Source organism: Bradyrhizobium sp. CCBAU 53340, from assembly GCF_015291645.1.
In the GTDB taxonomy this organism is placed as follows: Bacteria; Pseudomonadota; Alphaproteobacteria; order Rhizobiales; family Xanthobacteraceae; genus Bradyrhizobium.
Window position 1 is genome coordinate 4,804,183 of record NZ_CP030055.1, and the last position, 25,108, is coordinate 4,829,290.

At 64.2% G+C, this 25,108-nt stretch carries 25 protein-coding genes and 1 tRNA gene; 9 read left to right on the forward strand and 17 right to left on the reverse strand.

Annotated elements, in window-relative coordinates; genetic code table 11:
• Positions 1-6: 6 nt before the first annotated feature.
• Together XH89_RS22970 and XH89_RS22975 are read left to right on the forward strand one after the other, a co-directional pair.
• Positions 7-576: an invasion associated locus B family protein gene (locus tag XH89_RS22970; RefSeq protein ID WP_194462691.1), complete on the forward strand. Its 570-nt coding sequence runs from the start codon at positions 7-9 to the stop codon at positions 574-576.
• A 95-nt stretch (positions 577-671) separates the two neighbouring features.
• Positions 672-989, forward strand: a complete 318-nt coding sequence (locus tag XH89_RS22975) for a hypothetical protein (RefSeq protein ID WP_194462692.1) — start codon at positions 672-674, stop codon at positions 987-989.
• A 41-nt stretch (positions 990-1,030) separates the two neighbouring features.
• Here the strand turns inward: XH89_RS22975 and XH89_RS22980 are convergent, their stop codons facing one another.
• From XH89_RS22980 to XH89_RS23010, 7 genes are all read right to left on the reverse strand, one after another.
• A complete protein-coding gene (locus XH89_RS22980; RefSeq protein ID WP_194462693.1) occupies positions 1,031-1,390 on the reverse strand; it encodes a DUF1428 domain-containing protein in 360 nt (119 codons plus the stop codon).
• A 155-nt stretch (positions 1,391-1,545) separates the two neighbouring features.
• Positions 1,546-1,619 (reverse strand) — tRNA-Gln (locus XH89_RS22985).
• Between the two features lie 143 nt (positions 1,620-1,762).
• Positions 1,763-2,734 carry a tripartite tricarboxylate transporter substrate binding protein gene (locus XH89_RS22990; RefSeq protein WP_194462694.1) on the reverse strand — a complete coding sequence of 324 codons (972 nt, stop codon included), beginning with the start codon at positions 2,732-2,734 and terminating at the stop codon, positions 1,763-1,765.
• A 61-nt stretch (positions 2,735-2,795) separates the two neighbouring features.
• Positions 2,796-3,926, reverse strand: coding sequence for an iron-containing alcohol dehydrogenase (locus XH89_RS22995; RefSeq protein WP_194462695.1), 1,131 nt, complete (start codon positions 3,924-3,926; stop codon positions 2,796-2,798).
• A gap of 16 nt (positions 3,927-3,942) precedes the next feature.
• Positions 3,943-4,971 (reverse strand): 4-hydroxythreonine-4-phosphate dehydrogenase PdxA, encoded by a 1,029-nt coding sequence (pdxA, locus tag XH89_RS23000; RefSeq protein ID WP_194462696.1) that lies wholly within the window; start codon positions 4,969-4,971, stop codon positions 3,943-3,945.
• The gene (locus XH89_RS23005) at positions 4,968-6,074 is read right to left on the reverse strand and encodes a four-carbon acid sugar kinase family protein (RefSeq protein WP_194462697.1); all 1,107 of its coding nucleotides are present in this window, start codon (positions 6,072-6,074) and stop codon (positions 4,968-4,970) included. The genes pdxA and XH89_RS23005 overlap by 4 nt, the downstream gene beginning before the upstream one ends.
• Positions 6,075-6,099: 25 nt before the next feature.
• Positions 6,100-7,020, reverse strand: coding sequence for a dihydrodipicolinate synthase family protein (locus XH89_RS23010; RefSeq protein WP_194462698.1), 921 nt, complete (start codon positions 7,018-7,020; stop codon positions 6,100-6,102).
• Between the two features lie 125 nt (positions 7,021-7,145).
• Between XH89_RS23010 and XH89_RS23015 the strand changes: the two genes are divergently transcribed.
• On the forward strand, positions 7,146-7,994 hold the full coding sequence (locus tag XH89_RS23015; RefSeq protein WP_194468585.1) for an IclR family transcriptional regulator: 849 nt from the start codon (positions 7,146-7,148) through the stop codon (positions 7,992-7,994).
• A gap of 42 nt (positions 7,995-8,036) precedes the next feature.
• Here XH89_RS23015 and XH89_RS23020 read toward each other — a convergent pair whose 3' ends face one another.
• The 3 genes from XH89_RS23020 to XH89_RS23030 all read right to left on the reverse strand — a co-directional run bounded on the left by XH89_RS23020 (position 8,037) and on the right by XH89_RS23030 (position 10,094).
• Positions 8,037-8,240, reverse strand: a complete 204-nt coding sequence (locus XH89_RS23020) for a hypothetical protein (protein WP_194462699.1) — start codon at positions 8,238-8,240, stop codon at positions 8,037-8,039.
• Between the two features lie 119 nt (positions 8,241-8,359).
• Positions 8,360-9,265 (reverse strand): ribonuclease Z, encoded by a 906-nt coding sequence (gene rnz / locus XH89_RS23025; RefSeq protein ID WP_194462700.1) that lies wholly within the window; start codon positions 9,263-9,265, stop codon positions 8,360-8,362.
• Positions 9,266-9,320: 55 nt separating this feature from the next.
• Positions 9,321-10,094, reverse strand: coding sequence for an alpha/beta fold hydrolase (locus XH89_RS23030; RefSeq protein ID WP_194462701.1), 774 nt, complete (start codon positions 10,092-10,094; stop codon positions 9,321-9,323).
• Positions 10,095-10,250: 156 nt separating this feature from the next.
• On the opposite strand from XH89_RS23030, the gene XH89_RS23035 reads away from it, so the two are divergent.
• The 4 genes from XH89_RS23035 (at position 10,251) to XH89_RS23050 (ending at position 15,515) form a co-directional block, all read left to right on the forward strand.
• Entirely contained in the window at positions 10,251-10,901 is a 651-nt protein-coding gene (locus XH89_RS23035; RefSeq protein ID WP_194462702.1) for a GntR family transcriptional regulator, read from the forward strand.
• Positions 10,898-12,427, forward strand: a complete 1,530-nt coding sequence (locus tag XH89_RS23040) for an aldehyde dehydrogenase (protein ID WP_194462703.1) — start codon at positions 10,898-10,900, stop codon at positions 12,425-12,427. Before XH89_RS23035 ends, XH89_RS23040 begins: the two co-directional genes overlap by 4 nt.
• Before the next feature lie 75 nt (positions 12,428-12,502).
• Complete coding sequence (locus tag XH89_RS23045; RefSeq protein ID WP_194462704.1) at positions 12,503-13,870, forward strand: MFS transporter; 1,368 nt, start codon at positions 12,503-12,505, stop codon at positions 13,868-13,870.
• 163 nt (positions 13,871-14,033) lie between these two features.
• Positions 14,034-15,515 (forward strand): amidase, encoded by a 1,482-nt coding sequence (locus XH89_RS23050; protein WP_371825169.1) that lies wholly within the window; start codon positions 14,034-14,036, stop codon positions 15,513-15,515.
• Position 15,516: 1 nt separating this feature from the next.
• Here XH89_RS23050 and XH89_RS23055 read toward each other — a convergent pair whose 3' ends face one another.
• Entirely contained in the window at positions 15,517-16,122 is a 606-nt protein-coding gene (locus XH89_RS23055; protein WP_194462706.1) for a TetR/AcrR family transcriptional regulator, read from the reverse strand.
• A gap of 198 nt (positions 16,123-16,320) precedes the next feature.
• Here XH89_RS23055 and XH89_RS23060 point away from each other — a divergent pair, with 198 nt between their 5' ends.
• Together XH89_RS23060 and XH89_RS23065 are read left to right on the forward strand one after the other, a co-directional pair.
• On the forward strand, positions 16,321-17,562 hold the full coding sequence (locus XH89_RS23060) for an efflux RND transporter periplasmic adaptor subunit (protein WP_194462707.1): 1,242 nt from the start codon (positions 16,321-16,323) through the stop codon (positions 17,560-17,562).
• A gap of 142 nt (positions 17,563-17,704) precedes the next feature.
• The gene (locus tag XH89_RS23065; RefSeq protein ID WP_194462708.1) at positions 17,705-20,893 is read left to right on the forward strand and encodes an efflux RND transporter permease subunit; all 3,189 of its coding nucleotides are present in this window, start codon (positions 17,705-17,707) and stop codon (positions 20,891-20,893) included.
• On the opposite strand, the gene XH89_RS23070 is transcribed toward XH89_RS23065, so the two are convergent.
• The 6 genes from XH89_RS23070 to XH89_RS23095 form a co-directional block, all read right to left on the reverse strand.
• Positions 20,890-21,618, reverse strand: a complete 729-nt coding sequence (locus tag XH89_RS23070) for a sulfite exporter TauE/SafE family protein (protein WP_194462709.1) — start codon at positions 21,616-21,618, stop codon at positions 20,890-20,892. The genes XH89_RS23065 and XH89_RS23070 overlap by 4 nt on opposite strands.
• A gap of 14 nt (positions 21,619-21,632) precedes the next feature.
• A complete protein-coding gene (locus tag XH89_RS23075; RefSeq protein WP_194462710.1) occupies positions 21,633-21,866 on the reverse strand; it encodes a hypothetical protein in 234 nt (77 codons plus the stop codon).
• Positions 21,805-22,062 (reverse strand): hypothetical protein, encoded by a 258-nt coding sequence (locus XH89_RS23080; protein ID WP_194462711.1) that lies wholly within the window; start codon positions 22,060-22,062, stop codon positions 21,805-21,807. Before XH89_RS23080 ends, XH89_RS23075 begins: the two co-directional genes overlap by 62 nt.
• Before the next feature lie 219 nt (positions 22,063-22,281).
• A complete protein-coding gene (locus tag XH89_RS23085; RefSeq protein ID WP_194462712.1) occupies positions 22,282-23,403 on the reverse strand; it encodes a helix-turn-helix transcriptional regulator in 1,122 nt (373 codons plus the stop codon).
• 112 nt (positions 23,404-23,515) lie between these two features.
• A complete protein-coding gene (locus XH89_RS23090) occupies positions 23,516-24,634 on the reverse strand; it encodes a helix-turn-helix transcriptional regulator (RefSeq protein ID WP_194462713.1) in 1,119 nt (372 codons plus the stop codon).
• Positions 24,635-24,825: 191 nt separating this feature from the next.
• On the reverse strand, positions 24,826-25,074 hold the full coding sequence (locus XH89_RS23095; protein WP_194462714.1) for a hypothetical protein: 249 nt from the start codon (positions 25,072-25,074) through the stop codon (positions 24,826-24,828).
• Positions 25,075-25,108: the final 34 nt, after the last annotated feature.

The following is a 25,108-nucleotide window of genomic DNA, read 5'->3' on the forward strand; positions in this document are numbered from 1 at the left end:
CTCGCCATGCTCATGCAATCCAGACTTGTCGCCCTCGCCGCCGCTGCCCTGATGTCGACGGGCGTCGCGCATGCCCAGCAAGGCGCCAAGAAGAACGCAGCTCCGCCTGCCCCGGCCGCGCAACCTTCGCCCGCGCCCACTCAACCGCAAGCCGACGGCACCCCGCCGCAGCCCGGCTGGATCGCGCGCTGCACCAGCGCGAGCCGCGATGCTCCGCTCGAATGCGCGATGGAGCAGAACGCGGTTCTGACCAAGACCGGCCAAACCATCGTCCTGATCAACATCCGCATCGCTCCCGACACACGCACGCCGGTGGCGCTGCTCCAGCTGCCGCTCGGCCTCAATTTGCCGATCGGCGCCAAACTCCAGGTCGACGAAGGCAAGACCGTCGACCTCCAGATCCAAACTTGCGAGAATCGCGGCTGCTACGCCTCGACGCCGATCGCGCCGGACCTGCTGGCTGCCTTGCGCTCGGGCAAGCAGCTGAAGGTCTCCTTCCAGAACATGGCCAAGGAAACGATCGCGATCCCGATGCCGCTGAACGATTTCGCCGCGGCCTACGACAAGATCAAGTAGTTCGGCGCGCCGCTCGCGTGCACCGGGCGGCTTCCAGAGCCGCCCCGGCTGGTCTAGTCTGCCGCGCGGCGGGGGCCCGACATCAGCGGTGAAATATGACGCGCGAAAAGTCAGGTCTCGATCGGCTTGGTTTCCTGATCATCCTCATTGGCACGATTGGCGCGGCCACGGTCGCGCTGGCGCAGGCTCAGTTGGAGCCGCCAACTGCGCCAGCGGCCGGAGCCACGGTCCATGATGTAAAGGTACGGCCGCGCGACGAGCAGACCGACGGCAAATTTGCGCCGACGGCGTATGCCGGCAAGTCCTCGTCCACCTCCGAGCCGAAGCGCATTCGCACGACGCGCGAACGCATCACCGACGGCTCCGCGCCTCCCGCAGTCGCGCCGCTGCAACCGCCCCCGGCCAAGCCGTAGCGACGGCCTGCACGTCACACCTACTGCTGCGCCATCGTCGGTCAGTCCGCTCCGCCTGCCTTCAGCAGCGTGGTAAAGCCACCATAGATCATCCGCTTGCCGTCGAACGGCATGTCCGAACCCTTGAGCCTGGGATCGGCCATCACCTTGGCATTGACGGCATCGCGGCTCTCCCTGTTACGGTAGACGATCCAGGAAAACACCACGACCTCATCCTCACTCGCCATCACCGCGCGCGGAAACGAGGTGAGCGTGCCATAGGGAACGTCGTCGCCGATGCATTCAACATAATCGAGCGCGCCATGCTCCATCCACACCGCGGAGGCCGTTCGCGCTAGCGCCTTGTAGGCCTCGATCTTGTCCTTCGCCACGGCGAGCACGAAACCATCGACATAGGGCATCATGAATCTCCTTGAGTTGTGCGCCCCAAGGACGATCCGCGAGGTGCTCATCCGACCTGTGATGACGAGGCCCGGGTGAGGCAAACCGCCGCGAGCGGCCTCGCGGTAAGCGGCCGGATAAGAGGCGATTTAGACCTTCAGGAAGCGCCTGGAATTGGCTGGGGAACCTGGATTCGAACCAAGACAAACAGAGTCAGAGTCTGTTGTGCTACCGTTACACCATTCCCCAACGGAATAGCCGAACAAATTCAATATCTTACTGACTTGTCCGACTGCGGCCGGAAGCGCTGATAGCGCAAATCACGGCTCAGGCGTGCAGCCTTCTACCTGCTCGTCCCCAAGCTGGCAAGCGCTGCGGTGGATGGATCGCCCCTACTCCATCTTGATGTTCGCGGCTTCAATCACCTTCTTCCAGCGCTCCGTCTCGGAGCCGATGTAGGCCGCGAACGGCTCGGAATCGACCGCGACGGCTGTGGCGCCGAGCTCGGCCATTTTCTGCACCGTCTCCGGCTGCTGCATGAAGGCGCGGATCTCGGCCGAGAGCTTTTCGATGATCGGCTTCGGCGTCGCAGCAGGCACGAAGACGCCGTGCCAGGCGACGGCTTCGAAGCCCGGCAGGAATTCGGCAACCGCAGGCATCTCAGGATCGAACGCGGCGCGCTTCGGCGTTGCGGTCGCGAGCATCGCGAGCTGGCCAGTCTTCACCTGCGGCAACAGCAGCGGCACGTTGTCGAAGGCGAGATCGATCTGGCCGCTGAGCAAGTCGGTCAGCATCTGGCTCGAGCCCTTGTAGGGCACGTGCACCATCTTGGTGCCGGTCATCTGCTGAAACAGCTCGCCAGCGAGATGCTGCGAGGTGCCGACGCCGGCCGAGCCGAACGAGACCTTGTCCGGATTTGCCTTCAGATAGGCGATCAGCTCCGGCACGGTGCGCGCCTTGATCTTGTTGGGATTGACGACGAGCACGTTGGGCACGACGCTGATCTGGGCAACCGGCGCCAGATCCCTGTCGGGCTGGTAGCTGAGCTTCGGACCATACAGCGACGGATTGATCGCGAGCGCCGAGGTGCTGGCAAGCCCGATCGTGATGCCGTCAGGCGTCGACTTTGCGAGCCGCGTAACGCCGAGAATCGAGCCGGCGCCGCCGACATTCTCGACCACGAACGGCTTGCCCAGCTTCATCTGCAAATGGTTGGAGATCATGCGCGCGAAAATGTCCGCGGTGCCGCCGGCGGCGAAGGGCACGATCACGGTCACCTGCTTGGACGGATAGCCGTCCTGCGCCAGCGCCGGCGAGACCGCCAGCAGGATTGCCGACGCAAGACCAAGCCACATCGATCTCATCGAAGTTTCCTCTATTTTCGCTGTTGTTGTTTTGGTGGCCGCGGGTGTGCGGCGGAGACGGCTAAAGCGCGACCTCGTACATGTTGAGGATCGCATCCCGGCTCAGATCGCGCGGGTTGTTGTCGAGCAGGCGCCTGATCGCGTGCGCCTCATCGGCCATGACGCCGAGATCGCTTTTGGGCACGCCGAGCGCCGACAGCCGCATCTCCACGCCGAGGTTCTTGCAGAACGCGTAGGTCGCATCGAACGCAGACTTCGGATCGCGCTGCTCGGGCAGACCGAGAGCTCCGAGCACCGCCATCGTCTTCATCTCGACCGCGGGCATGTTGAACGCCAGCGTGTGCGGGAAGATCATCGCGCAGGCCAAACCGTGGGCGATGTGATGGCGCGTGCCGAGGGGATAGGCCACGGCGTGACCGGCGGTGGTGTTCACGGGCCCCAGGCAATAGCCGCCATAGAGCGAGGCCAACGAAAGACCGGCGCGGGCTTCCCGGTCGCTGCCGTCGGCCACCGCACGCTTGAGATACTTCCCGACCAGCCGCGCCCCTTCGAGCGCATAGAGATCGATCGTCGGATGCGCCTTGCGGCTAGTATAGGCCTCGACGCAATGCGCCAGCGCATCGACGCCGGTGGCTGCCGTGATTTCCTTCGGCACGGTCATCGTCAGATCAGGATCGACGATGGCGATGTCGGCCAGCATGAAGCGGCTCTGCACCGCCTGCTTGTTCTGGCTGACGGGATCGGTGACGAGCGCGCGGGTGCCGGCCTCGCTACCGGTGCCCGAGGTGGTCGGAATCTGCATCAGCGCGACGCTGCGGCCAGCCACCTTTTCCGGCCCGACGATGTCGGCAAAGGCGACATCGCCCGTGCACATCACCGCAACCAGCTTGGCGAGATCCATCGCGCTGCCACCGCCGAAGCCGACCACGAGATCCGGCTTGGTCTCTTTCGCCATCGCGACCGCCCTCTCGAGATTGGGCAGATCGGGCTCCGGCTTGACCTCGCCGAACACCTTCACCGCGCCCGGCAGCGCCAGCGTATCTACGCGGCGGGCATTGAAGGGATCGGAAATCACCAGCGGCCGCTTGGCACCGATCCGATCGGCGAAGCGCGCCGCAGCCGTGATCGTGCCGTTGCCGAACTCCAGGATGGTGGGACGGAGGATTTCGATGGGCGTGAAGGCGTTGGTCATCTCTGGCTCGATCCCGTTACTTGGAAGCGCCGGCGGCGAGCCGCTCGGCGTAGTCGATCGCCTCGATCAGGCTGTGCTCGTTGGCGATGCCCTTGCCGGCAATGTCGAAGGCGGTGCCGTGATCGACGGAGGTGCGAATGATCGGCAGGCCGAGCGTGATGTTGACGCCGGAGAGCTCCTGCCAGCGACCGGTGGTGGGATCGACCTGAAAGCCAAGCAGTTTTACGGGGATGTGCCCCTGGTCATGATACATCGCGACCGCTGCATCGAACTGGCCGGCGCGCAGCTTGACGAAGATGGTGTCGCCCGGCACCGGGCCGACCACATCGAGACCGTCGGCGACGGCTTTGGCGATCGTCGGCGCGGAGACGTCGATGTCCTGCCGACCGAACAGGCCGCCCTCGCCCGCATGCGGGTTGAGCGCGGCGATCGCGATCTTGGGCTTGGCGATGCCGAGCCGGCGCAGAGCGTCATGGGTGAGATCGATCACCATGCGCAGCCGCTCCGGCGTCAGACGCTTCGGCACGTCCTCCAGCGCGACGTGGGTCGAGACGTGGCTGACGCGCATGTTGCCATGGGCCAGCAGCATCACCGAGCCGCGTACGCCGGTGAGATGCGCCAGCATCTCGGTATGACCGGGGAAGTGATAGCCGGCCTTGTTGAGCGCCTCCTTGTTGAGCGGCGCGGTGACGATCGCCGCCGTGCGGCCAGCCTGCGTCAGGCGCACGCCCTGCTCGATCGCCTTGTAGGCAAAGCGGCCGCCATCGGCGCTGAGGATGCCGGGCTTGATCGGGTCGCCCTCGGCGTCGGCTTGCAGGTAGCAGAGGTTCGGCCAGTCGCGATCGTCGGTCGTGACTTGCGGGATCGCAACGTCAGCCCCGAGCGCGGCCTTCGCGCCGTCCAGCGCCGCGCCGCTGCCGATGATCAGGAGGCGCAGATCGCCTTTCGCGATGCGCTCCTTCAACCCGACGCAAGCCTTGACGATGATCTCCGGTCCAATCCCGGCGGGATCACCCATGGTAATGGCAAGATGGCGAGAGGTCATGTCGGACCCTCCATATTGAGCAGATGATTGTCCCGGATCAGATCGCGCCAGAGATCGCGCGCGCCGAACGCTCCGGATTTCGAGATAACGTCGACGCCGGCCCAGCGGCCGCCTTGCAAGGTGGAGCGCGGCAAACCCGGCACGATGCGTCCCGTGACCTGGAGCGCATGCGCGCCGAGGGCAAGGCATACGGCCTTCAGCGTCTCGCCGCCAGCAACGATCAGGGTTCCCGGCGGATCAAGCACTGAGATCAGCCTCGTCAGCTCGCGCGCGATCCGTTGCGCTGCTTCGGCGCGCCACAGGCCATCGGGCAGCGCGAATTTCACCAAAGCCACACCGTCGTCTGCAAGCTTCCGCTGAACGCCGGCACTGGCCTCGCTCTCGGTCAACGCCAGGGTCGCCTCACCACACGCCGCCAGTTGGGACGCCGTTGTTGCTTGATCCGAACCGAACAAGCCCAGCACCGGTCGCTTCAGGACCGACGGCGCGGCTGCGCCATGATTGCGGGCAAGTGCGCCGGCCAGACCGCCGCTGCCACACCAGAGCACGGGCCCTGGCATCCGTCGCGCCATTTCGACGACACGGTCGAGATCGAGGTCACTCTCGGCATCGAACACCTGAACGCCGCCTTGCGCCAGCGTGTCGGGGCTGCCGCGCAGCGCCGCGATGCCATCCCGCTTCAGCTGATCCAGCAGATTGTCGCCGACGCGGTTCCAGTCGCCTTGCACGGTACGCGCATATTGCTGAGCTTCGACGGTGCGGCGCCCCTGATAGTCGAACGCAGGTGCGATCACACAAGACGCCCAATGACGCGTGCTCAGGCAGGCCCCGAGCTCAGCCGCCCAGGCGCCGCGGAGCAGGCTGTCGACTTTCTTGTAGGCGATATCTCCGCCCTGAAGCAGCGGCGCCAGCCGAGCGACGATCTTGGCGCTTTCGGCCTTCGAACGCTCACGGGTGCCGCTGTCGATCGCCAGGCTCAGGGAATCTGACGCCGCGGGCGCACCTCCCCAGACGACGTCAAACGGTCCGCACAGGCCGACGAACTCCGCCGCGGTGTCAAGTGCACCAGTGAGATCGTCGGCAAGCATGCGAACGGTGGTCATCGTTGCGCCGCTCTCGAGCCAAACCCTAAGCGGCCGCAGCGAATGCCGCGGCATTCGCGAGTAGCTCTTTCAGTTGAGCCGCCGGCAAGGTCTCCAGCGGCGGCCGCAGACGCTGCCAGCCGGCGTGACCGGTGCGCTCGGCCATCAGTGCCTTCAGGGAGGGCATCTGCGCGAAGCGCGAGACCAGCTCACGAGCCTTGATGATGCGCGCCTGCGCAGCGGCAAGGGTTGCGTCGTCGTCACTGTCGCGGAAATGCCTGAAGACATAAGCGAGATCGCGCGCGACGAGGTTGGAGGTCGCGGTGATGCAGCCCGCGCCGCCCTTGCGCAGCAGCGGCAGCAGCAGCGGATCGGCGCCGGTCAGCACCGAGAAGCCCGGGAAACGCTCAACCATTGTGGTCATATTGGCGAAGTCGCCTGAGGAATCCTTGATACCGACGATCGTTGACGGGTAGGCCTTGCGCAGCCGCTCGATCAGCGCATGCGAGATCGGCTGCATCGACATCTGCGGGATGTGATAGAGCACGATCTTGAGCCTGCTATCGCCGATGCGCTGGATGATCTCATTGTAGGCAGCGTAGACGCCATCATCGCTGACATTCTTGTAGTAGAACGGCGGCAGCATCACCACGGTCTCGACGCCGACCGACAGGGCATGGCGCGTCAACGCGACGGTCTCGGTGAACGCAACGACGCCGGTGCCGGGCAGCAACTGGTTCGGCTTGATGCCGCCGGCGATCACGGCCTCCAGCAGCGCCGTGCGCTCGGCGACCGAGAAGGAGTTCGCCTCGCCCGTCGTGCCGAGCATCGCGATGGCATCGCAGCCTTCGTCCAGCAGGTAGCGGCAATGCGCGACGAAACGCGCGTGATCGGGCGCGAGCTCGGCATCGAGCGGCGTCAGCGCGGCGCAGAACACGCCATGAGGGTGCAGCGATGATGTCGACAAAGCTTCCTCCGATCGGTCAGATCGATCTTGTTCGGAATGCGAACATTTGTTATAGTCAGACCTGTTGGTAAGATCAGGCTGCCGCCGCGTCAAGGGCTGCGGCTGTCATGGCAGGGCATTCAGGCATGGCCAAGGTCGAAAAGAAGGCGGCAAAGCGCGTATCGGAGGCGCCTCCGAAAAACCCGGGGGACAAGAACCCCAAGAATTACGTCGCCTCCGTCGGCAAGGCCTTTGCCGTGCTCAAGAGCTTCACCAGCGAGGCCTTTGAACTGACATTGAGCGAAGTTGCCGCGCGCGCCGATCTCGACCGGGGCACGGCATTCCGGCTGATCCAGACCCTGGTCGAGCTCGGCTATCTCCAGGCGGTGCCGCAAAGCCGCCGGTTCCGTCTCGGCGTCGCCTGCCTCGACCTCGGCTACACCGTGTTGTCGCACGGATCATTGCGGAACATCGTCGAGCCTTTGTTGCGCGATCTCGTGCCTGAGGTCGGCGATGCGGCCTCACTCGGCATGCTCGATGGCGGTGACGTGATCTATCTCGCACGCGTCAGTGCAGGTCTCGACCGCTACAAGATGGATCGCCGGCCGGGCGCGCGCATCCCGGCCTACAGTGCTGCGCTCGGCCATGCCATGCTGGCGCATCTTCCCCGCGACGAGCAGATCCAGCGGCTGGAGTCACGGCCCCGCGTCAAATTATCGGAGCGGACGCTGACCGATCTCGATGCCTTGCTCGCCCGGCTCGAGCAGGTGAAGAAGAAAGGCCACGCCGTCTCGGACGGCGAGAACGCCTATGGCCTGCGCACGTTGGCGACGCCGATCCTCGACGCCCAGGGCTCAGTGATCGCGGGACTGAGTGTCACCGTGGACGCGATGCGCATGGACCTGCCAACTTTTCGCGAGCAGGCCCTGCCAAAGCTGATGAAACTGACGGGCATGGTGCGGGAGCTCGCGATCAAGTCGGGCCTGTCGAGCTGAGCATGAGCGCGCCTTCCGCCGAAGCGCGATTTTTCAAGCCTGCTATTCCGGAACCAGCGTCGCAAGCCCGGCTTCGATGATGGTGATCTCCTCGTTCACCTGCGCGATGGCCTGTTTCGGGTCGACACCGTTCACGGCCACCAGCTGCCGCAGCAGATCCTGGCGGTGGGCCAAAATATCCTTCAGCGCATCGCGATCGTTCAGCTTCACATAGCCCTCAACGATCAATTCAACGGAACGAGACATGGTACTCACAATACAAGGCTGATTTCTGATCTTTGGAAAATATCGCGCTGGCGCGCGGCTGCGGGAATGATGTCGCGTAAACCTTGACAGGTAAGCTTAATAAGCCTGCAGCAGGCTGCCTAAACAGCGATACGGTCGAAGTCGGCGGCAATCCGGACATTCGGGAAGATCTTGGCTGCCTCCGCTAGAATCTCATCGTCCTCATAGCGGCCTGACAGATGCGTGAGTACGAGCTGCCGGACGCGGTTCGCGGCCGCAAACCGCGCCGCCTCCGCCGCGGTGAGATGACCGTAGTCCCGCGCAGTCGGCGCGTCGCGATCCAGGAACGTCGCTTCGATCACCAGCACATCGGCGTCCGCGACGTATTTGGCGAGCCCCTCGGTGGTCTCGGTGTCGCCTATCACGACCAGCTTCTTGCCGCCGCTTGGCGGCCCCAGGACATCCTCCGGATCAATCGTCCGGCCGTCTTCAATCGTGATGGACCGCCCTGCGGCCAGCTCGCCGCGCACAGGCCCATCAGGCACACCAAGCGCGGACAGGCGGTCGGACAAGAGGTGGCGACGCGCGGGACTCTGGAAAGAGAATCCAAAGCTGTCGGTATCGCGGTGGCGGACCGGAAAACAGTCGACGGTGAAGTCGCCGGCATCGACGACCCGCCCCTCGGACAGCGGCGCGAACTGCACGGCGATCGGCGCCCGTCCCGCGCCCCACAGGCCGGCAAGCATTTGGATGACGATATCGAGCGTGCCCGAGCCGCCATGAATGGTCATCGCATCGGAGGTTTGCCGCAATCCCAATGTCGAGAACAGACCAGGGATACCGAGCACGTGGTCGAGATGAGCATGGGTCAGCAGGATGCGATCAAGTCGCCGAAAGCCGGCGCCGCTCCGCAACAGCTGGCGTTGCGTCCCCTCGCCGCAATCAATCAGCATGCGCTCGCCCGCCGCCTCCAGGAGAAGCGCCGGATGATTGCGCTCCGCGGAGGGAACGCTGGCCGAGGTGCCGAGAAACGTCAGGGCAAACATTGCTGACTCGTGTGCGAGGCCGCAGAGCTGATCCGCCCTTATACGGCCTGCGCACTCAGAGCAGAAATCCCTTCATCGCATCAAGAAACTGTCGCGGCGATTGCAACTGCGGCACGTGGGCGCAACCCGCGAGGATCTTGAGTTCGGCGTGCGGCAACCCCGCGGCCAATTCATGCGACATCGGCGGTGGCGTTGCCTCGTCGCGTTCGCCGACTAGGACCAAAACCGGGACTTTTACCTTCGTAAGCTCGGAGCGGAGATCAAGGCCTGCCAGAGCATCGCATGCAGCACGAAACACCTCCGGATTGGTCTCCAAAAAGGCCGCACGACGATCCCGCATCAGCTCAGGATGCCGCTCCTGAAACTCCGGCGCGAACAGGCGGCGCATCGCGACCTCGGTGATAGCCTCCAGCCCTTTCTCCCGCGACACTCTCGCCATGTTGCGAAACGCTTCGCGGCCGGGCTCCGAGAAAGCAGCACCGCAATCGGCGAGAACCAGCTTGCTGGCGATCTCCGGATGCCGGATCGCCATCTGCAGGGCGACGAACCCACCGTAGCCATTACCGAGCACGATCGCCGGCGCCCCGCCTGCGGCATCCCGCACGGCCTCAGCCATCCGGTCCGCGACCGCATCGAGACCACCTTCCACGGGCCGTGAACGGCCGAACCCCGGCAATTCCGGCACGATGGTCCGGAACGACTTTTCGAACTCGGGCACGACCGCCTGAAAGCTCGCACGATCCGACAGCAGCGAGTGGAACAGAAACAGCGGCGGCCCCTCCCCCGATTGCGCGGCGTTGACGGTCCCGTTGGCAAGAAGCCTGTCCATATCCGGTCTTTTCTCCACTGCGTCGCGCGGAACACGCGCGATCGCATGTGCCTCATCGATCCGATTGATAAATCAAATCGCCGGAAATTCAAGCATTCGGGCCTTGACGTGAAATATCAGGACTGAGAGATTGAGGACAGGGAGACCCACGAATCCATGCTTCTACGCGAAAATATCTATGACCTCCTCCGCGCTGATATTTTAGCCTGCCGCCTAGCGCCTGGTGATGAAATGCGCGAGCAGGATCTCGCCGAGCGCTATGAGGTCAGCCGCCAGCCAGTGCGGGATGCCCTTTTGAGGTTGCAGCGCGAGCATCTCGTCACGGTGCAGCCACGCCAGGGCTACCGGGTCACGCCGATCTCGCTCTCGGATGCCCGCGACCTCCTCCGCTTCCGTCTCGCGCTCGAGCCGGCCTGCGTTGCCGAGGCGATCGAGAGTGCACCCGACAGCGTTCTGAAATCGCTCGACGAATTCCGCCGCTTCTCGGGCAACCACGAGGACTTCATCGCCTACAACAGGGGTTTCCACACGGCGCTCGCGCATGCCTCCGGCAATCGCCGCATGGCCACGGCGCTGTGCGACCTGATCGGTCAGGCCGATCGCCTCGTCCGCGTCAGCATTTCCAACCTGAAAGGCCATGACCCGGCAAAGCTCGTCGCCGAGCATGTTGCCCTGATCGATGCCATGCAGAGCCGCGAAACGCGAACCGCGGCGCGGATCATCAAGGCCCATATCGGGGCCACCGAAAAGCGCGTTCTGCCGGCGCTCAAGCGCAACGCCGTCATCGTCGAAGAGAGGTCGCCATGAACGTTCCGTCGAAACCCGCCTCGATCGACGTCGAACTCCACGGCAACTTCATCGATGGCCGGGAAGTCGAAGCCGGCAATGGCGCGATGCTCGACGTGCGCAACCCCGCGACTGGCGACGTCATCGCCCGCATTCCCAATTCGACCGCAGAGGATATCGACCGCGCCATGCGAAGCGGGCGCGCCGCGTTTGAAGGCAAAGCCTGGGGCGGCATGGACACACGCGCACGGGCAAGATTGGTCAACAAGCTCGCCGATGCCTTCGAGGCCAATCTCGACAGCCTGTACCGGCTGGAGACCCTCAACAACGGCCGCCCGATCAATGAGACCCGCGCGCAGCTCTCCCGCCTGCCCGATTTCTTCCGCTACTTTGCCGGTCTTGCGCTGTCGCGCCGCGATTCCGTCATTCCCGTCGAAGGCGCCTATCTGAACTACACGCTACGTACGCCCATCGGTATCGTTGCCAACTGCACGCCGTTCAATCATCCGCTGATGATCCTGTGCAAATCGCTCGCCGTGGTGCTGGCGACCGGCTGCGTCACCGTGGTCAAGCCGTCCGAATACACGCCGCTGACGACCTTGAAGCTCGCGCAGATCTTCACCGAGGCCGGCCTTCCGCCCGGCGTCTTCAATATCGTTCTCGGTCTCGGCCAGAGCGCCGGCAAGATGCTGGCCGAGCATGGCGACATCAACAAGCTGGTCCTGACCGGCGGCACCGAGGCCGGCCGCATTGCCGGCAGCGCGGCAGCAAAAGTGTTCGCGCATCAGACCATGGAACTCGGCGGCAAGACGCCGGTGATGGTGTTCGACGACTTCGACGTCGACCGCGCCGTCAACTACGCCGCGTTCGGCGCCTTCATCGGCGCGGGCCAGACCTGCGTCTGCGCTTCGCGTCATATCGTTCAGGCCTCGATCTATGACGAGTTTGTCGAGAAGCTGAAGGCCAAGACCCGCACGATCCGCATCGGCGATCCCTTCGACGCGAGCACGCAACTGGGCCCCGTGATCTCCGCCCGGCAGCGCGACCGTGTTCTCACCTATGCCGGCTATGGTCACGACGATGGCGCGCGCCTCGTCACCGGCGGCGTTGCCGCGAAGGTGCCGGGCCATGACAACGGCTATTTCGTCGAACCGACGGTCTTTGCCGACGTCACATCCGACATGCGCATCTTCCAGGAGGAGGTGTTCGGTCCCTTTACTTCGGTGACGCCGTTCAAGGACGAAGCCGATGCGCTGCGGCTTGCTAATGATTCGCCGTTCGGCCTCGCCGCAGCGATCCGCACCCGCGATGTCGCGCGCGCGCACCGCGTCGCGGCTTCCGTTAAGGCCGGCATCGTCTGGGTCAATGATCACCACCGGCTCGATCCGGCTTCGCCCTGGGGGGGCGTCGACGATTCCGGTATCGGCCGCGAATGCGGCACCGAAAGCTTTGACGACCACTTCAACACCAAGAGCGTGATGGTCGCCACGCACGAGCAGCCGTTCGACTGGTACCGCGACACGGCCAGCCAGAAGCGGCTGAACTAGCAAAATTGCAAAGCGGCCGACCGTCCGGAGAAGGCGGGCCGCATCATCAGGGATTTCAGTCAAGGGAGAGCGTCAATGTCGACATCGGTGAACGCAGGTAGCCGTCTTGATCGGCTGCCGATCGGTCCATTCCACCGCCGCATCATGCTGCTGATCGGCATCGGCATGTTCTTCGACGGTTTCGACATATACATCGCCGGGACCGTGCTCAGCGTGACGCTGAAGACGGGCTTCTCGACCCTCGCCCAGAATGCCGCCTTCATCTCCGCGACCTTCGTCGGCATGATGCTGGGATCATTCGGCACCGGCTTTCTCGGCGACCGCTACGGACGCCGCTTCACCTACCAGTTCAATCTGCTGCTTTTCGGCCTTGCTTCCCTGGCCGCCGCGTTCGCGCCAAACATGGCCTTCCTGATCGCCTGCCGTTTCGTGATGGGCGTTGGATTGGGAGCGGAGAATGTCGTGGGCTATTCGGCGATGACGGAATTCGTGCCTGCGCGCACGCGCGGCAAATGGCTCGGCTTCACCACCGTGTGCGTCGTGACGGGCCTCCCCGTTGCGTTGCTCGTCGCATCCGTGCTGGTGCCGCAATTCGGCTGGCGCTCCATGTTCGTGCTCGGCGGCATCGGCGCGCTGGTGGTGTGGTACATGCGCAAGTCGCTGCCGGAATCGCCGCGCTGGCTGGAAGCGGTGGGACGTACCGCGGAGGCCGAAGCGCTGATGCAGGCCATCGAGAAGGAGGCCGCGCAGGGGCAGCCCTTGCCCGCGCCGGTGGCCACGACATCGGTCCCGGTCGCTGCCGATCTCGGCACGCTGTTCGCCGCACCCTTGCTGTCACGGATGATCGTCGGCGCCGTCTGCCTGATCACCATCAACACGCTGCTCTACGGCTTCGTCACCTGGCTGCCCGTGTTCTTCGTCAAGCAGGGTCTGTCGATCGCAACCTCGTTCGGCTATTCGCTGCTGATGGCGCTGGGCGCGCCGATCGGCTCGGCCATCGGCGCATTGACCGCCGACCGCTGGGGCCGCAAGCCGACCATCATCGGCGCGTCGATGATCACGGTGGCCTTGGGCATCCTCTACCCGATGATCTCGGATCCGATCCTGCTGCCGGCCGTGGGCTTCGCGCTGACCGTGCCGATCTATGTGCTGGTCGCCCTGCTGTTCGGCATCTACATTCCCGAGCTGTTTCCGACCGAGGTTCGCCTGCGCGCCTCCGGCATCGTCAATACGCTGGGGCGCGGCGCCACCATCGTCACGCCATTTCTTGTCGTGTCGCTCTTCGAATCGCGCAGCGTGGCGGGCGTCATGGCAATGATGATCGGGCTGCTGGTGATTCAGATCATCACGGTCTGGGCCCTCGGCATCGAGCCCAGGCATCGCAGCCTCGAGGAGCTGAAGACGGAGGAATCCGCTGCACCAGTGCTGAAGGAAGCGTCCTGAGAGGCGGCCGCAAGCGGGCGCCCCGAAGGAAGAGCCACTGTCCCGTAGCCCGGATGGAGCGATAGCGTCATCCGGGTCCTGCATCCCAGTCTCGACATATCCCGGATTGCGCTGCGCTCCATCCGGGCTACAGGGTCTCGGCCGGGATACAATGGAGCGCGTGATGACCGCAGACGCCGCCGACCTGAACTACGGCTCGATCGGCGCACTTTTGAGCGCCCTGCACGCGCGCAGGATCTCTGCGTCGGAATTGCTGGCACACACGATCGCCAGGATCGAGGCGCTGGACGGGCCGATCAATGCCATCATCGTTCGCGATTTCGATCGTGCGAGGGAGGCCGCGCGTGCAGCCGATGCCGCGCTTGGGCGCGGCGAGCAGTTGCCGTTGCTCGGCATTCCCGTGACGTTGAAAGAGCCGTTCAACGTGGCCGGCCTGCCGACGACGTGGGGCTTTCCACACTTCAAGGACTTCCAACCGGCGGAAGATGCCCTCGTCGTGTCGAGGCTGAAGGCGGCGGGCGCCGTCATCATCGGCAAGACCAACATCCCTATCGGCCTCAGGGACTTCCAGAGCTACAACGAGATCCACGGGACGACCAACAACCCGTGGGACCTCGGCCGGTCGCCCGGCGGCTCCTCGGGCGGATGCGGAGCGGCGCTCGCCGCAGGGTTCGGTCCGCTCTCTATCGGCTCTGACATCGGCGGCTCGATCCGGGTGCCCTCGCATTTCTGCGGTGTGTTCGGCCACAAGCCGAGCCTCGGCCTGGTCCCGCTGCGCGGATACGGCCTGCCGCCGGCACGCCCCGTTCCCGGCCAGGGCGATCTTGCCGTCGTCGGACCGATGGCGCGCACGGCCGCGGACCTCGCCCTGTCTCTCGACGTGATCGCCGGTCCCGACGAGACGCGCGACGGTGTCGGCTACCGCCTTGCGCTGCCCGCCCCACGCCATGAGCAGCTCAGGGATTTCAGGATCCTTGTAATCGATACGCATCCAATGATGCCGACAGGAGATGCCGTGCGGTCCGCGATCGGACGGCTGGCGGATAGGCTCGGCAAATCGGGCGCGCAGGTCGCACGCGCGAGCACGTCATTGCCAGATCTCGCCGAATCCGCGCGGCTCTACATGAAGCTGTTGAATGCAGCGAGAAGCCCGCGTCTCACTCCGGCTGATATCGCGGAGGCGCAAGGACTTGCTGCAGAACTCTCGCCCGACGACCGCAGCCTGCAGGCAGAGCGCGCCCGCGGCTGGGGCATGATCCATCGTGAATGGCTGGCGGCCGATGCCGCGCGCCTGCAACTGCAACAGCAATGGCATGAGCTGTTCCGCGCGTTCGACGCGGTGATCTACCCGGCCGCCGCCGTGCCGGCCTTTCCACACGACCATTCCGAGCCGTTCGACGCGCGCCAGCTCGACATCGACGGCAAGCTCTACAATTACTCCGATGCAAGTTTCATTTGGGCCGACCCCGCCTCGACCTGCGGTCTGCCCGCGACCGCCGTTCCGATCGAGCGCTCAGCCTCAGGCCTGCCAATCGGCGTCCAGATCATCGGACCGTATCTGGAAGACCGCACAACGATTGCGCTCGCTCGATTGATCGAGCGCGAGTTCGGCGGCTTCGTGTCGCCACCGTCCCTGCCGAGCTAAATCAGGTTCTATCGGCCGACTGCGCCTCGACCGCCTGCACCGCCACGTTCGCCACCTGCCGCAGCGCTTCGCGATCGGAGCCTGAGGACGCCATCACGCCCATGCCGACAGAGACGGCCGAAACATAGCGCGCGAGCGCGGCAGGATCGGCAGTCGGCTTGAGATCGCCCTCCGCCCTCGCGCGAACAAAGCGGTCGCGCAGCTGGTCCTCGTTCTGGGCTCTACGGGCAGCAAGCTCGAAGGGGACGTTTTCGGAGCCGGTGCCGCAGGCGATGCCGCCCTGCACGAGCAGGCAGCCGGGTGGATTGGCGGGATCGGTCTGCTTCTCGGCGATGCCCATCAGCATCCGCTCGGCGACCTCGCGGGCGGTCGGTGCGGCCACCACCTCGTCCATCCAGGCGCCGCGCAGTTTGGTGTAGCGGTCCAGCGCGGCCTTCAGCAGGCCTTCCTTGTTGCCGAAACAGGCATAGAGGCTCGGCGGGTTGATGCTCATGGCCTCGGTGAGCTGGGCAATCGTGGCGCCCTCATAGCCATGGCGCCAAAACACTTCCATCGCCTGATCCAACGCGACGTCGGCGTCGAACTCGCGGGGACGTCCCATGCCCATGTGCCTGTCTCCTCAGGAATCGGCGTCACTCCGTCTAACGCCAGATCCTATCTATTTGTTCTGTCTTTCTTTTCTCTTCCGCCTTCCCATTCTTGCGGTAAGCGGCTACAATTTTCTTAGCGAATGATACATAAGTATCTTGCGCTGCGGTATCCAGCTCCACATCTGTAGTGAACACTACATATCTGGAGCGCGCAAATGCCCCCCTCCCAAGAAACGTCTCCCGCCGGCCGTGTCCGCCGTCTTCTCGGTGGTGTCGCCATCGTCGGCGCCCTCGCCGTCGCCGGCTCGATCGCGACCGGCCACTACTTCCACGCCGCTCAGGCGACGGCAACGGCCGCTGCCGCTGAGCAGGCCGTTCCCGTCACCGTCGCAATGATCGAACCCAAGCAGACCGTGCTGTGGGACGATTTCTCCGGCCGGCTCGAGGCCATCCAGCGCGTCGAGCTTCGCCCGCGCGTCGCCGGCGCGATCCTGTCGACCAACTTCGCCGAAGGCGCGCTGGTGAAGGCCGGCGATGTGCTGTTCAAGATCGATCCGGCACCTTACGCTGCAGAGGTCGACAAGGCCGCCGCCCAGCTCGAAGCTGCGAAAGCGCGCGTCGTGTTCACCCAGAGCGAGCTCGAACGCGGCGCCCAGCTGGTCGGAAACGCCGTGGTCACGCGGCGCGATTACGACCAGCGCGACAACGCCAATCGCGAAGCCATCGCCAATGTGAAGGCGGCCGAAGCGACACTGCAGACCGCAAAGCTCAATCTCGACTACACCGAGGTGCGCGCGCCCGTCGACGGCCGTGTCGGCAAGATCGAAGTCACCGTCGGCAACCTCGTCGCCGCCGGCACCGCTTCCCCGGTGCTGACCTCGCTGGTCTCGGTCAATCCGATCTACGCCTCGTTCGATGCGGACGAAGAGGTCGTGCTGCGCGCGCTGAACTCGATCGCCGATAGCACCGGCAAGCGCGGCAAGCTCGACCAGATCCCTGTGGAGATGGCGACGTCAGGCGGCCTCTCGGCCAAGGGCCACATCCAGCTGATCGACAATCAGGTCAACGGCCAGAGCGGCACCATCCGCGTCCGCGCCGTCTTCCCCAACGAGGACGGGCGCTTTATCCCCGGCCAGTTCGCGCGCGTGCGCATGGGTCAGCCGAAGCAGCAGACGCTGGTGATGATCGACGAGCGCGCGATCGGCACCGACCAGGACAAGAAGTTCGTGATGGCGGTCGGTGACGACAGCCGCGCGGTCTACAGGCCGATCACGCTCGGCGGCGCGGTCGATGGTCTTCGCATCGTGACCGCGGGCCTGAAGCCGGGCGACCGCATCGTCGTCAATGGCCTGCAGCGCGTACGTCCTGGCGCTCTCCTCAAGACCGAGATCGCGGCTATGGGCGCGCGCGGGCAGCAGGCCTCCAACCACAGCAACCAGGACGTGGTGCAACGCTAGTTACCTCATCCTGGCTCGCGCGACGCGAGCCTGGATGACCACGTTATAGAACGACCAAGACATCGCATCCCGACTCCGGAATCACGGGTATCGCCCGCGTTCCGGACAACGGGAGAGCTGTCTCTCTTGCAGGGGCAAAGCCATGAATCTCTCAAAGTTCTTCATCGATCGTCCGATTTTCGCCGGTGTGCTGTCAGTCCTGATTTTTCTCGCCGGCCTGATCTCGCTGTTCGCGATGCCGATCTCGGAATATCCCGATGTCGTGCCGCCCTCGGTGCTCGTGCGCGCGACCTATCCCGGCGCCAATCCCAAGGTGATCGCGGAGACGGTGGCGACGCCCATCGAAGAGCAGATCAACGGCGTCGAAGGCATGCTCTATATGTCGAGCCAGGCGACCACGGACGGCGCGATGACGCTGACGGTGACGTTCCGCCTCGGCACCGACCCCGACAAGGCAACCCAGCTGGTGCAGAACCGCGTGCAACAGGCCGAGCCGCGCCTGCCGGCCGTGGTGCGCCAGCTCGGCATCATCACCAAGAAGTCCTCGCCCGACCTCACCATGGTGGTGCATCTGCTGTCGCCGAACGGTCGCTACGACATGACGTATTTGCGCAACTATGCGGTGCTCAATGTCAAGGACCGGCTGGCGCGGATCGACGGCGTCGGCGACGTCCAGCTCTACGGCGCGGGCGACTATTCGATGCGGGTCTGGGTCGATCCACAGAAGGCGGCCGAGCATGGCCTCACCGCAAGCGACATTGTCAAGGCAATCCAGGCGCAGAACGTCGAGGCTGCGGCCGGCGTGGTCGGCTCCTCCCCGAACGTCAAGGGCATCGACCTGCAACTGTCGGTCAATGCCGAGGGACGCCTCGCCAACGAGGAACAGTTCGGCGATATCGTGGTCAAGACCGGCACGCGCGGCGAAGTCGTGCGCTTGCGCGACGTCGCTCGCATCGAGCTTGGGGCCTCCGAATACGGCCTGCGCTCGCTGCTCGACAACAAGCAGGCGGTGGCGATCCCGATCTTCCAGGCGCCCGGCTCCAACGCGCTCCAGATTTCCGATCACGTCCGTGCCACCATGGCGGAGATCAAGAAGAACATGCCGGAAGGCGTGTCCTACCAGATCGTCTACGATCCTACCCAGTTCGTGCGCTCCTCGATCGAGGCCGTCATCCACACCCTGCTGGAAGCGATCGCGCTGGTGGTGCTGGTGGTGATCCTGTTCCTGCAGACCTGGCGCGCCTCGATCATTCCGCTGCTGGCTGTGCCGGTGTCGATCGTCGGAACGTTCGCGGTGATGCACTTATTCGGCTTCTCCATCAACGCGCTCAGCCTGTTTGGCCTGGTGCTCGCCATCGGCATCGTCGTCGACGACGCTATCGTCGTGGTCGAGAACGTCGAGCGCAACATCGAGGGCGGGCTGTCGCCGCGCGATGCCACCTATCAGGCGATGCGCGAGGTCTCCGGTCCGATCATCGCGATCGCGATGGTGCTGATCGCGGTGTTCGTTCCCCTCGCCTTCATCTCCGGCCTCACCGGGCAGTTCTACAAGCAGTTCGCGCTGACGATTGCGATCTCGACCGTGATCTCGGCCATCAACTCGCTGACGCTGTCACCGGCCCTGTCGGCGCTGCTGCTCAAGGGGCACAACGAGCCGAAGGACCGGCTGACGATCGTCATGGAGAAGAGCCTTGGCTGGTTCTTCCGCCGCTTCAACCGAGCGTTCACCTACTCCTCGGAAAGCTACAGCGGCACCGTCACCAAGGTGATCTCCGGCAAGGCCGCGGTGATGGGCCTCTACGTCGTCCTCGTCGGCATCACCGCCTTCCTGTTCCAGCAGGTGCCGAGCGGCTTTGTGCCAGGCCAGGATAAGCAATATCTTGTCGGCTTCGCCCGCCTGCCCGATGGCGCAACGCTCGACCGCACCGAAGAGGTGATCCGCAAGATGAGCGACATCGCGCTGACCCAGCCCGGTGTCGAGAGCTCGGTCGCTTTCCCGGGCCTGTCGATCTCCGGCTTCACCAACTCGTCCAACGCCGGCATCGTGTTCTCGACGCTGAAACCGTTCGACGAGCGCAAGGATCCGTCGCTCAGCGGTCCCGCACTGGCGGCCGAGCTGAACAAGAAATATGCCGGCATCCAGGAAGCCTTCATCGCCATGTTCCCGCCGCCGCCGGTCAACGGCCTCGGCACCATCGGCGGCTTCAAGCTCCAGATCGAGGACCGCGCCGGCCTCGGTTATGAGGCGCTGAATGACGCCACCAAGGCGTTCATGGCGGCGATGCAGAAGGCGCCGGAGATCGCCGGCGTGTTCTCGAGCTTCCAGGTCAACGTGCCTCAGCTGTTCGCCGACATCGACCGCACCAAGGCGCTGCAGCTAGGCGTGCCCGTGACAGAGGTGTTCAACACGCTGCAGATTTACCTCGGCTCCTACTACGTCAACGACTTCAACAAGTTTGGCCGTACCTATTCCGTCTATGTGCAGGCCGACGCGCCGTTCCGCGCCCGTGCCGACGACATCAGGCAGCTCAAGGTACGCTCCTCCTCCGGCGACATGGTGCCATTGTCGGCGCTGCTCACGATCCGTCAGAGCGCGGGGCCTGAGCGCGCGATCCGCTACAACGGCTTCCTATCGTCTGACATCAACGCGGCGGCCGCGCCCGGCTATTCCTCCGGCCAGGCCCAGGAGGCGGCGACGCGGATTGCGGCGGAAGTGCTGCCGCCCGGCTTTGCGTTCGAGTGGACCGACCTGACCTATCAGGAGTTCATCGCCGGCAATTCCGGGCTCTGGGTGTTCCCGCTGGCCATCCTGCTGGTGTTCCTGGTGCTGGCCGCGCTTTATGAGAGCCTGACCCTGCCGCTCTCGATCATCATGATCGTGCCGATGGGATTGCTTGCCGCCATGTTCGGCGTATGGCTTTCCAAGGGTGACAATAACGTCTTCACCCAGATCGGCCTCATCGTGCTGGTCGGCCTCTCTGCCAAGAACGCGATCCTGATCGTCGAATTCGCGCGCGAGCTCGAATTCGCCGGCCGCACCCCGTTCCGGGCTGCGATCGAGGCGAGCCGCTTAAGGCTTCGCCCGATCCTGATGACGTCGATGGCGTTCATCATGGGCGTGCTGCCGCTCGTACTCTCGACCGGCGCAGGTTCCGAAATGCGGCGCGCCATGGGCGTCGCCGTGTTCTCCGGCATGATCGGCGTCACCGTATTCGGCCTGTTCCTGACGCCGGTGTTCTATGTGCTGCTGCGGACCATCACCGGCCTGAAGCCGCTGGTGCATCACAGCAGCGACATCAGTGCGGCACCGGTTCAGGGCGTCGGGCACTAAAGCAGCGATATCCCGGAGACAAGCAACAGAACGAGCACGGTCTTGCGAAAGACCGTCTCGTTCACCCTGTGAAAGGCGATCACCCCGAGCGCGGAGCCTGCGAACAGCGCAGGCAGGCTGACGGCGAGATCGACGAAGACCTTTGACGACAGATCCTGGTGTCCGACCAGCAGCACGATCGCAAAGACCTGCATCGCCGCAATGAACGGCTGCACCAAGCCGCGCTGCTCGCTTTTGGGCATGCCGCGCATGTCGCACCAGATCGTCGGGATCGCGCCTGGCATGGCGGTGAGCCCACCGACCAGCCCTCCCCCGAACCCGATCAGCGCAACCCAGTGCCGGCCGACGGCCTCGCCGGCACTCACCAGCGTCGGCCGCAGCAACATGTATCCCGCGTACAGCGCCACGACGACGCCAAAGCCGCGCCGAAGCAGATGCGTATCGGTACTCTGCAACAGCGACACTGCAATCGGAACACCGATCAGCCCACCGACGATCAAGAGCAGGCTTCCCTCCCAGCGGATGTTGTGCCGGAGTGCCCACAGATTGGTCGCCTGCACGCCGATGCTGCACGCCATCATCAGCGGCACGGCTTCGAGCGGCTGAAACACGCGAAGCAGGACCGCCCCCGCTACGGCCGAAAATGCGAAGCCCGAGAGTCCGGAGACGAAGGCTCCTGCGAACACGGCGACGCTGAGCAGCAGCAGGGTCGTGATGTCAGGCATGATCCGCCCTCCGCTCAGTCATAGGGAATTGGCGCGACCGGCATGGGCGCACTTTCAGCGCAGGTTGCAGCCTCGCGCGGAAACGACACATCCATCGCATGCGCGTGCGATCGTTCCAGCATGACGAGGCCAACCAGTTGAAGGGTGACGAGCGCAGCGGCGAGCGCGATCGCGACAATACTGCCGTTACGCGCGCTGGAAACCGGGGCGAGCGGTCGAACGCCCGCGCGCATCAGATTGGTAGGCATTTTCTGAAACTTCCTTTTCATTGCAGACAGAAATGAATTCGTTCAAAGATGACGTTTCGGGTTGCGCGCCCAGCAAGTGGCGGTAGCTCAGCAAGACGCGCCGCGCCTCGATTGCACGCTGCTGACGCAGCGCTGCGACCATGCGATCGACAACGACGTGGAACTTGCCGGCCAGACTCCATGACGCTGTTCGCATGACGATCTCCTCTCACCCGCAAGCGACATTGATGGAATTCACTTCCACCCGCTGTGAGTTGCTTCACACAAGAATCGAACGCGACGAACAAGAAGCCGTGTGCGCTTTCGTAGGAGAGAACGCAGCAAATCGCGTCACCCGAACGAATGACGCGCGATAACATTGTGATGATGAAAATGCGGGCGTCGTACTGCCGCTTTTCGCGGCGACACCAGCGCGTCAGTGAACGAGCGGGTTGGAAAATCCGGCCGCGAGCTTGACGAGGTCGGCCTGGCGGCTCGTGCCGGTCTTGTCGAATACACGATGCAGATGCGTCTTGACCGTCGTCTCGGCGATCCCGAGCGCGTCGGCCGTCTCCGGCACACCGCCGACTTCGACGATGGATTGCAGAACCCTGAGCTCCGCAGGCGTCAATTCGAACGTGCGGTCGATCAGCCCGGCGCAAGAACGGGCATCGAGTGTCGCTTTCCAGACGAACAGGGCTCCGATCGCGCCACAAGCGCGCCCCGCGCCGCCCTCCCGCAACAGCGAAGGCAGCGCGATCACATGGGCAACGTAATATGACCCGTCGCTCGAGGTCAGTTGAATATTGCAACCGACTGACGCAGCGGCGGCTACCTCGGCTTCGCCACGGAAGACATCGCGCAGGACTGCATTCGTGTCAGCCGACCTTGCCAGCAGCCGGCCGTTGACGGACCTCAGGACATCGTCGGCATCCAGGATTGCATCGGCAGCCGGATTGCTGTGAACGATTTGACAGGCGGCGTCGAGCAGGATCACGCCGGCCTTAAGGCGATCTACGACGTCGGCCAGCGCCATCGATTTCTGCCGCTTCTGCTCGATCGTCCGGTTGATCATCAAAGCGCGGCTTGCATGCGGAGCCACGAGCTGCATGCGAGCCCGCATCTTCGCGTCCAACATCTCGCGCCCGGGGATCACCGTCATCAGCATCGGACATGACGAGTTCGCCTGCTCCAGCACCACATTTGCGACGTCGGCACATCCTTGGGGGCGCAGCCATTCCTGGTAGAAACGGCCGCGGCGATATTCGTCGAAATTCACGAGATCGGGGATGTTGCGCACCTCGCCGTAGCGAGGCAGCCTGGCGAGCGGGTCATGCTGGGCGTATTCGTCGGCATAGAGCTGGATGTAGTGCGGATCGACCCCGCAATAATAGTGCATCGCACCGCACTTGCTGACTTTATCCTTTGAAATCAGGCCGCAGGCCCGGCTGCCGAAGAAGCCGTTGAGCCTGACGACGACGTCGGCCCACAAATCGGGATTGAGGCCGGCGTCATAGATATGCTCGATCAGCTCGGAGTGCCTGGCAGTCAACTGCATTGGAAGAGCCAATCGTCACACGCGCGGATTTCAAATGGGGATGCCCTGCGGCTTTTCTATGGAGTCGATCGAGCGGCCAATAGGTTCAACGATTCCGATGCCGATCGATCAATCAATTGACGAGCGGATTGGAGAATCCGGCCGCAAGCTTGACGAGGTCCGCCTGCCGGCTCGTGCCCGTCTTGGCGAACACGCGATGCAGATGCGTCTTCACCGTCGTCTCGGCGATTCCCAGTGCGGTTGCCGTCTCGGGAACGCCACCAACCTCGACAATCGACAGGAACACCCGCAGCTCGGCCGGCGTCAGGTCGAAAGTCCGCGCGACCAGCTCGCCGTAGGACTGCCCGCCAAGCGTGACCTTGCGCAGCAGCAGCGCGCCGACGGCGTCGGACGACCGGTCGCTGCCGTTGCGCAACACTGACGACAGCGGCAGGACGTGCGCGACGTAACGTTCGCCCTTGGGCGAAAGCAACGGGATCGCCTGTGCTCCTACGGCAGGCGAAGGAGCTTCGCCGCGGGCCGCGAAGGTATCGCGCAGCGCCTGATTGGCCTCGGCGCCGCTGGCCACGAGCTGGCCGGCAACGACACGAACCACATCGTCAGCCGCGAGCAGCACGTAGCCGCTCGCATTGGCGTGCACCACATGGCAGCTGGAATCGAGCAGGAAGATGCCCGATGACAGATTGTCCAGCACGTCGGCGAGCGCCGTCGCCAGCGTCAGCTTTGCGCTGATCGCCCGGTTGACAAGCAGCGCCCGGCTCGCGTGGGGCACGATCAACGACATCCGGTGCTTCATCCCGGCGTCGACCATGCGCCGGCCCGACAGCACCGTCATCATCACCGGGCAGCTCGCATTCGACTTCTCGAGCACGACATTGGCCGCATCACTAGCGCTCTGCGGCTGCATCCATTCCTGATAGAAGCGCCCCCGGCGGTATTCGTCGAAATTGACGAGGTCGGGGATACTTACAATCTGGCCGTGTGGCGGCAGGATCGTCAACGGATCGAACTTGGAATGGGTCTCCGAATAGAGCTGGATGTAGTGCGGATCGGCCCCGCAATAATAGTGCGTGACGCCGAACTTGCTGATCGAGTCCTTGGAAAACAGCCCGCATGCCTGGCCGCCAACGAAATCGCGGATGCCCAGGACGACGTCGTCCCACAACGTGGGATCAAGACCGGCATCGTAGATCCGTTCGACCAGATCGGACAGCTTCCGCGCTCTCGGCATGGCGTTCAATGGTTTTGGATGAACAATGCTTGGTACGATAACACAAGCGAAGCACGCCATCATCCTCCGATCGGAGGATGGGTGCCGGCCAGGCGGATGGCGCCCGGCCGGCAGGCTTCCGTTCAGGCCGCCAGGGCTGATGCCGGCTCAGAACGCGGTGCCGAAATTGGTTGGGGCGCCGCCGGAACCGGTCACGTCTGGTCCCAACTCGCTCTCTCGGCACTCTCCGCCCAGACCGCGGCGCGATAGATCTCGCGCCCGCTATTGTCCCTCACGCGGATCCACGCATCACAATCGCGCAGATCATCGCGCCAGACGAAGAGATGCCTTGCCATCTCGTCGGCGACCACGAACGTCGCCTTGGTATGCTCGAACACCATGCCACCCGGGTCGATCTTCACAACGTTGCCGACCAGGAGGTCGAAGAAGAAACGGCGCATTCAATACTCCAACGGACGGCGCCACCCACAATGC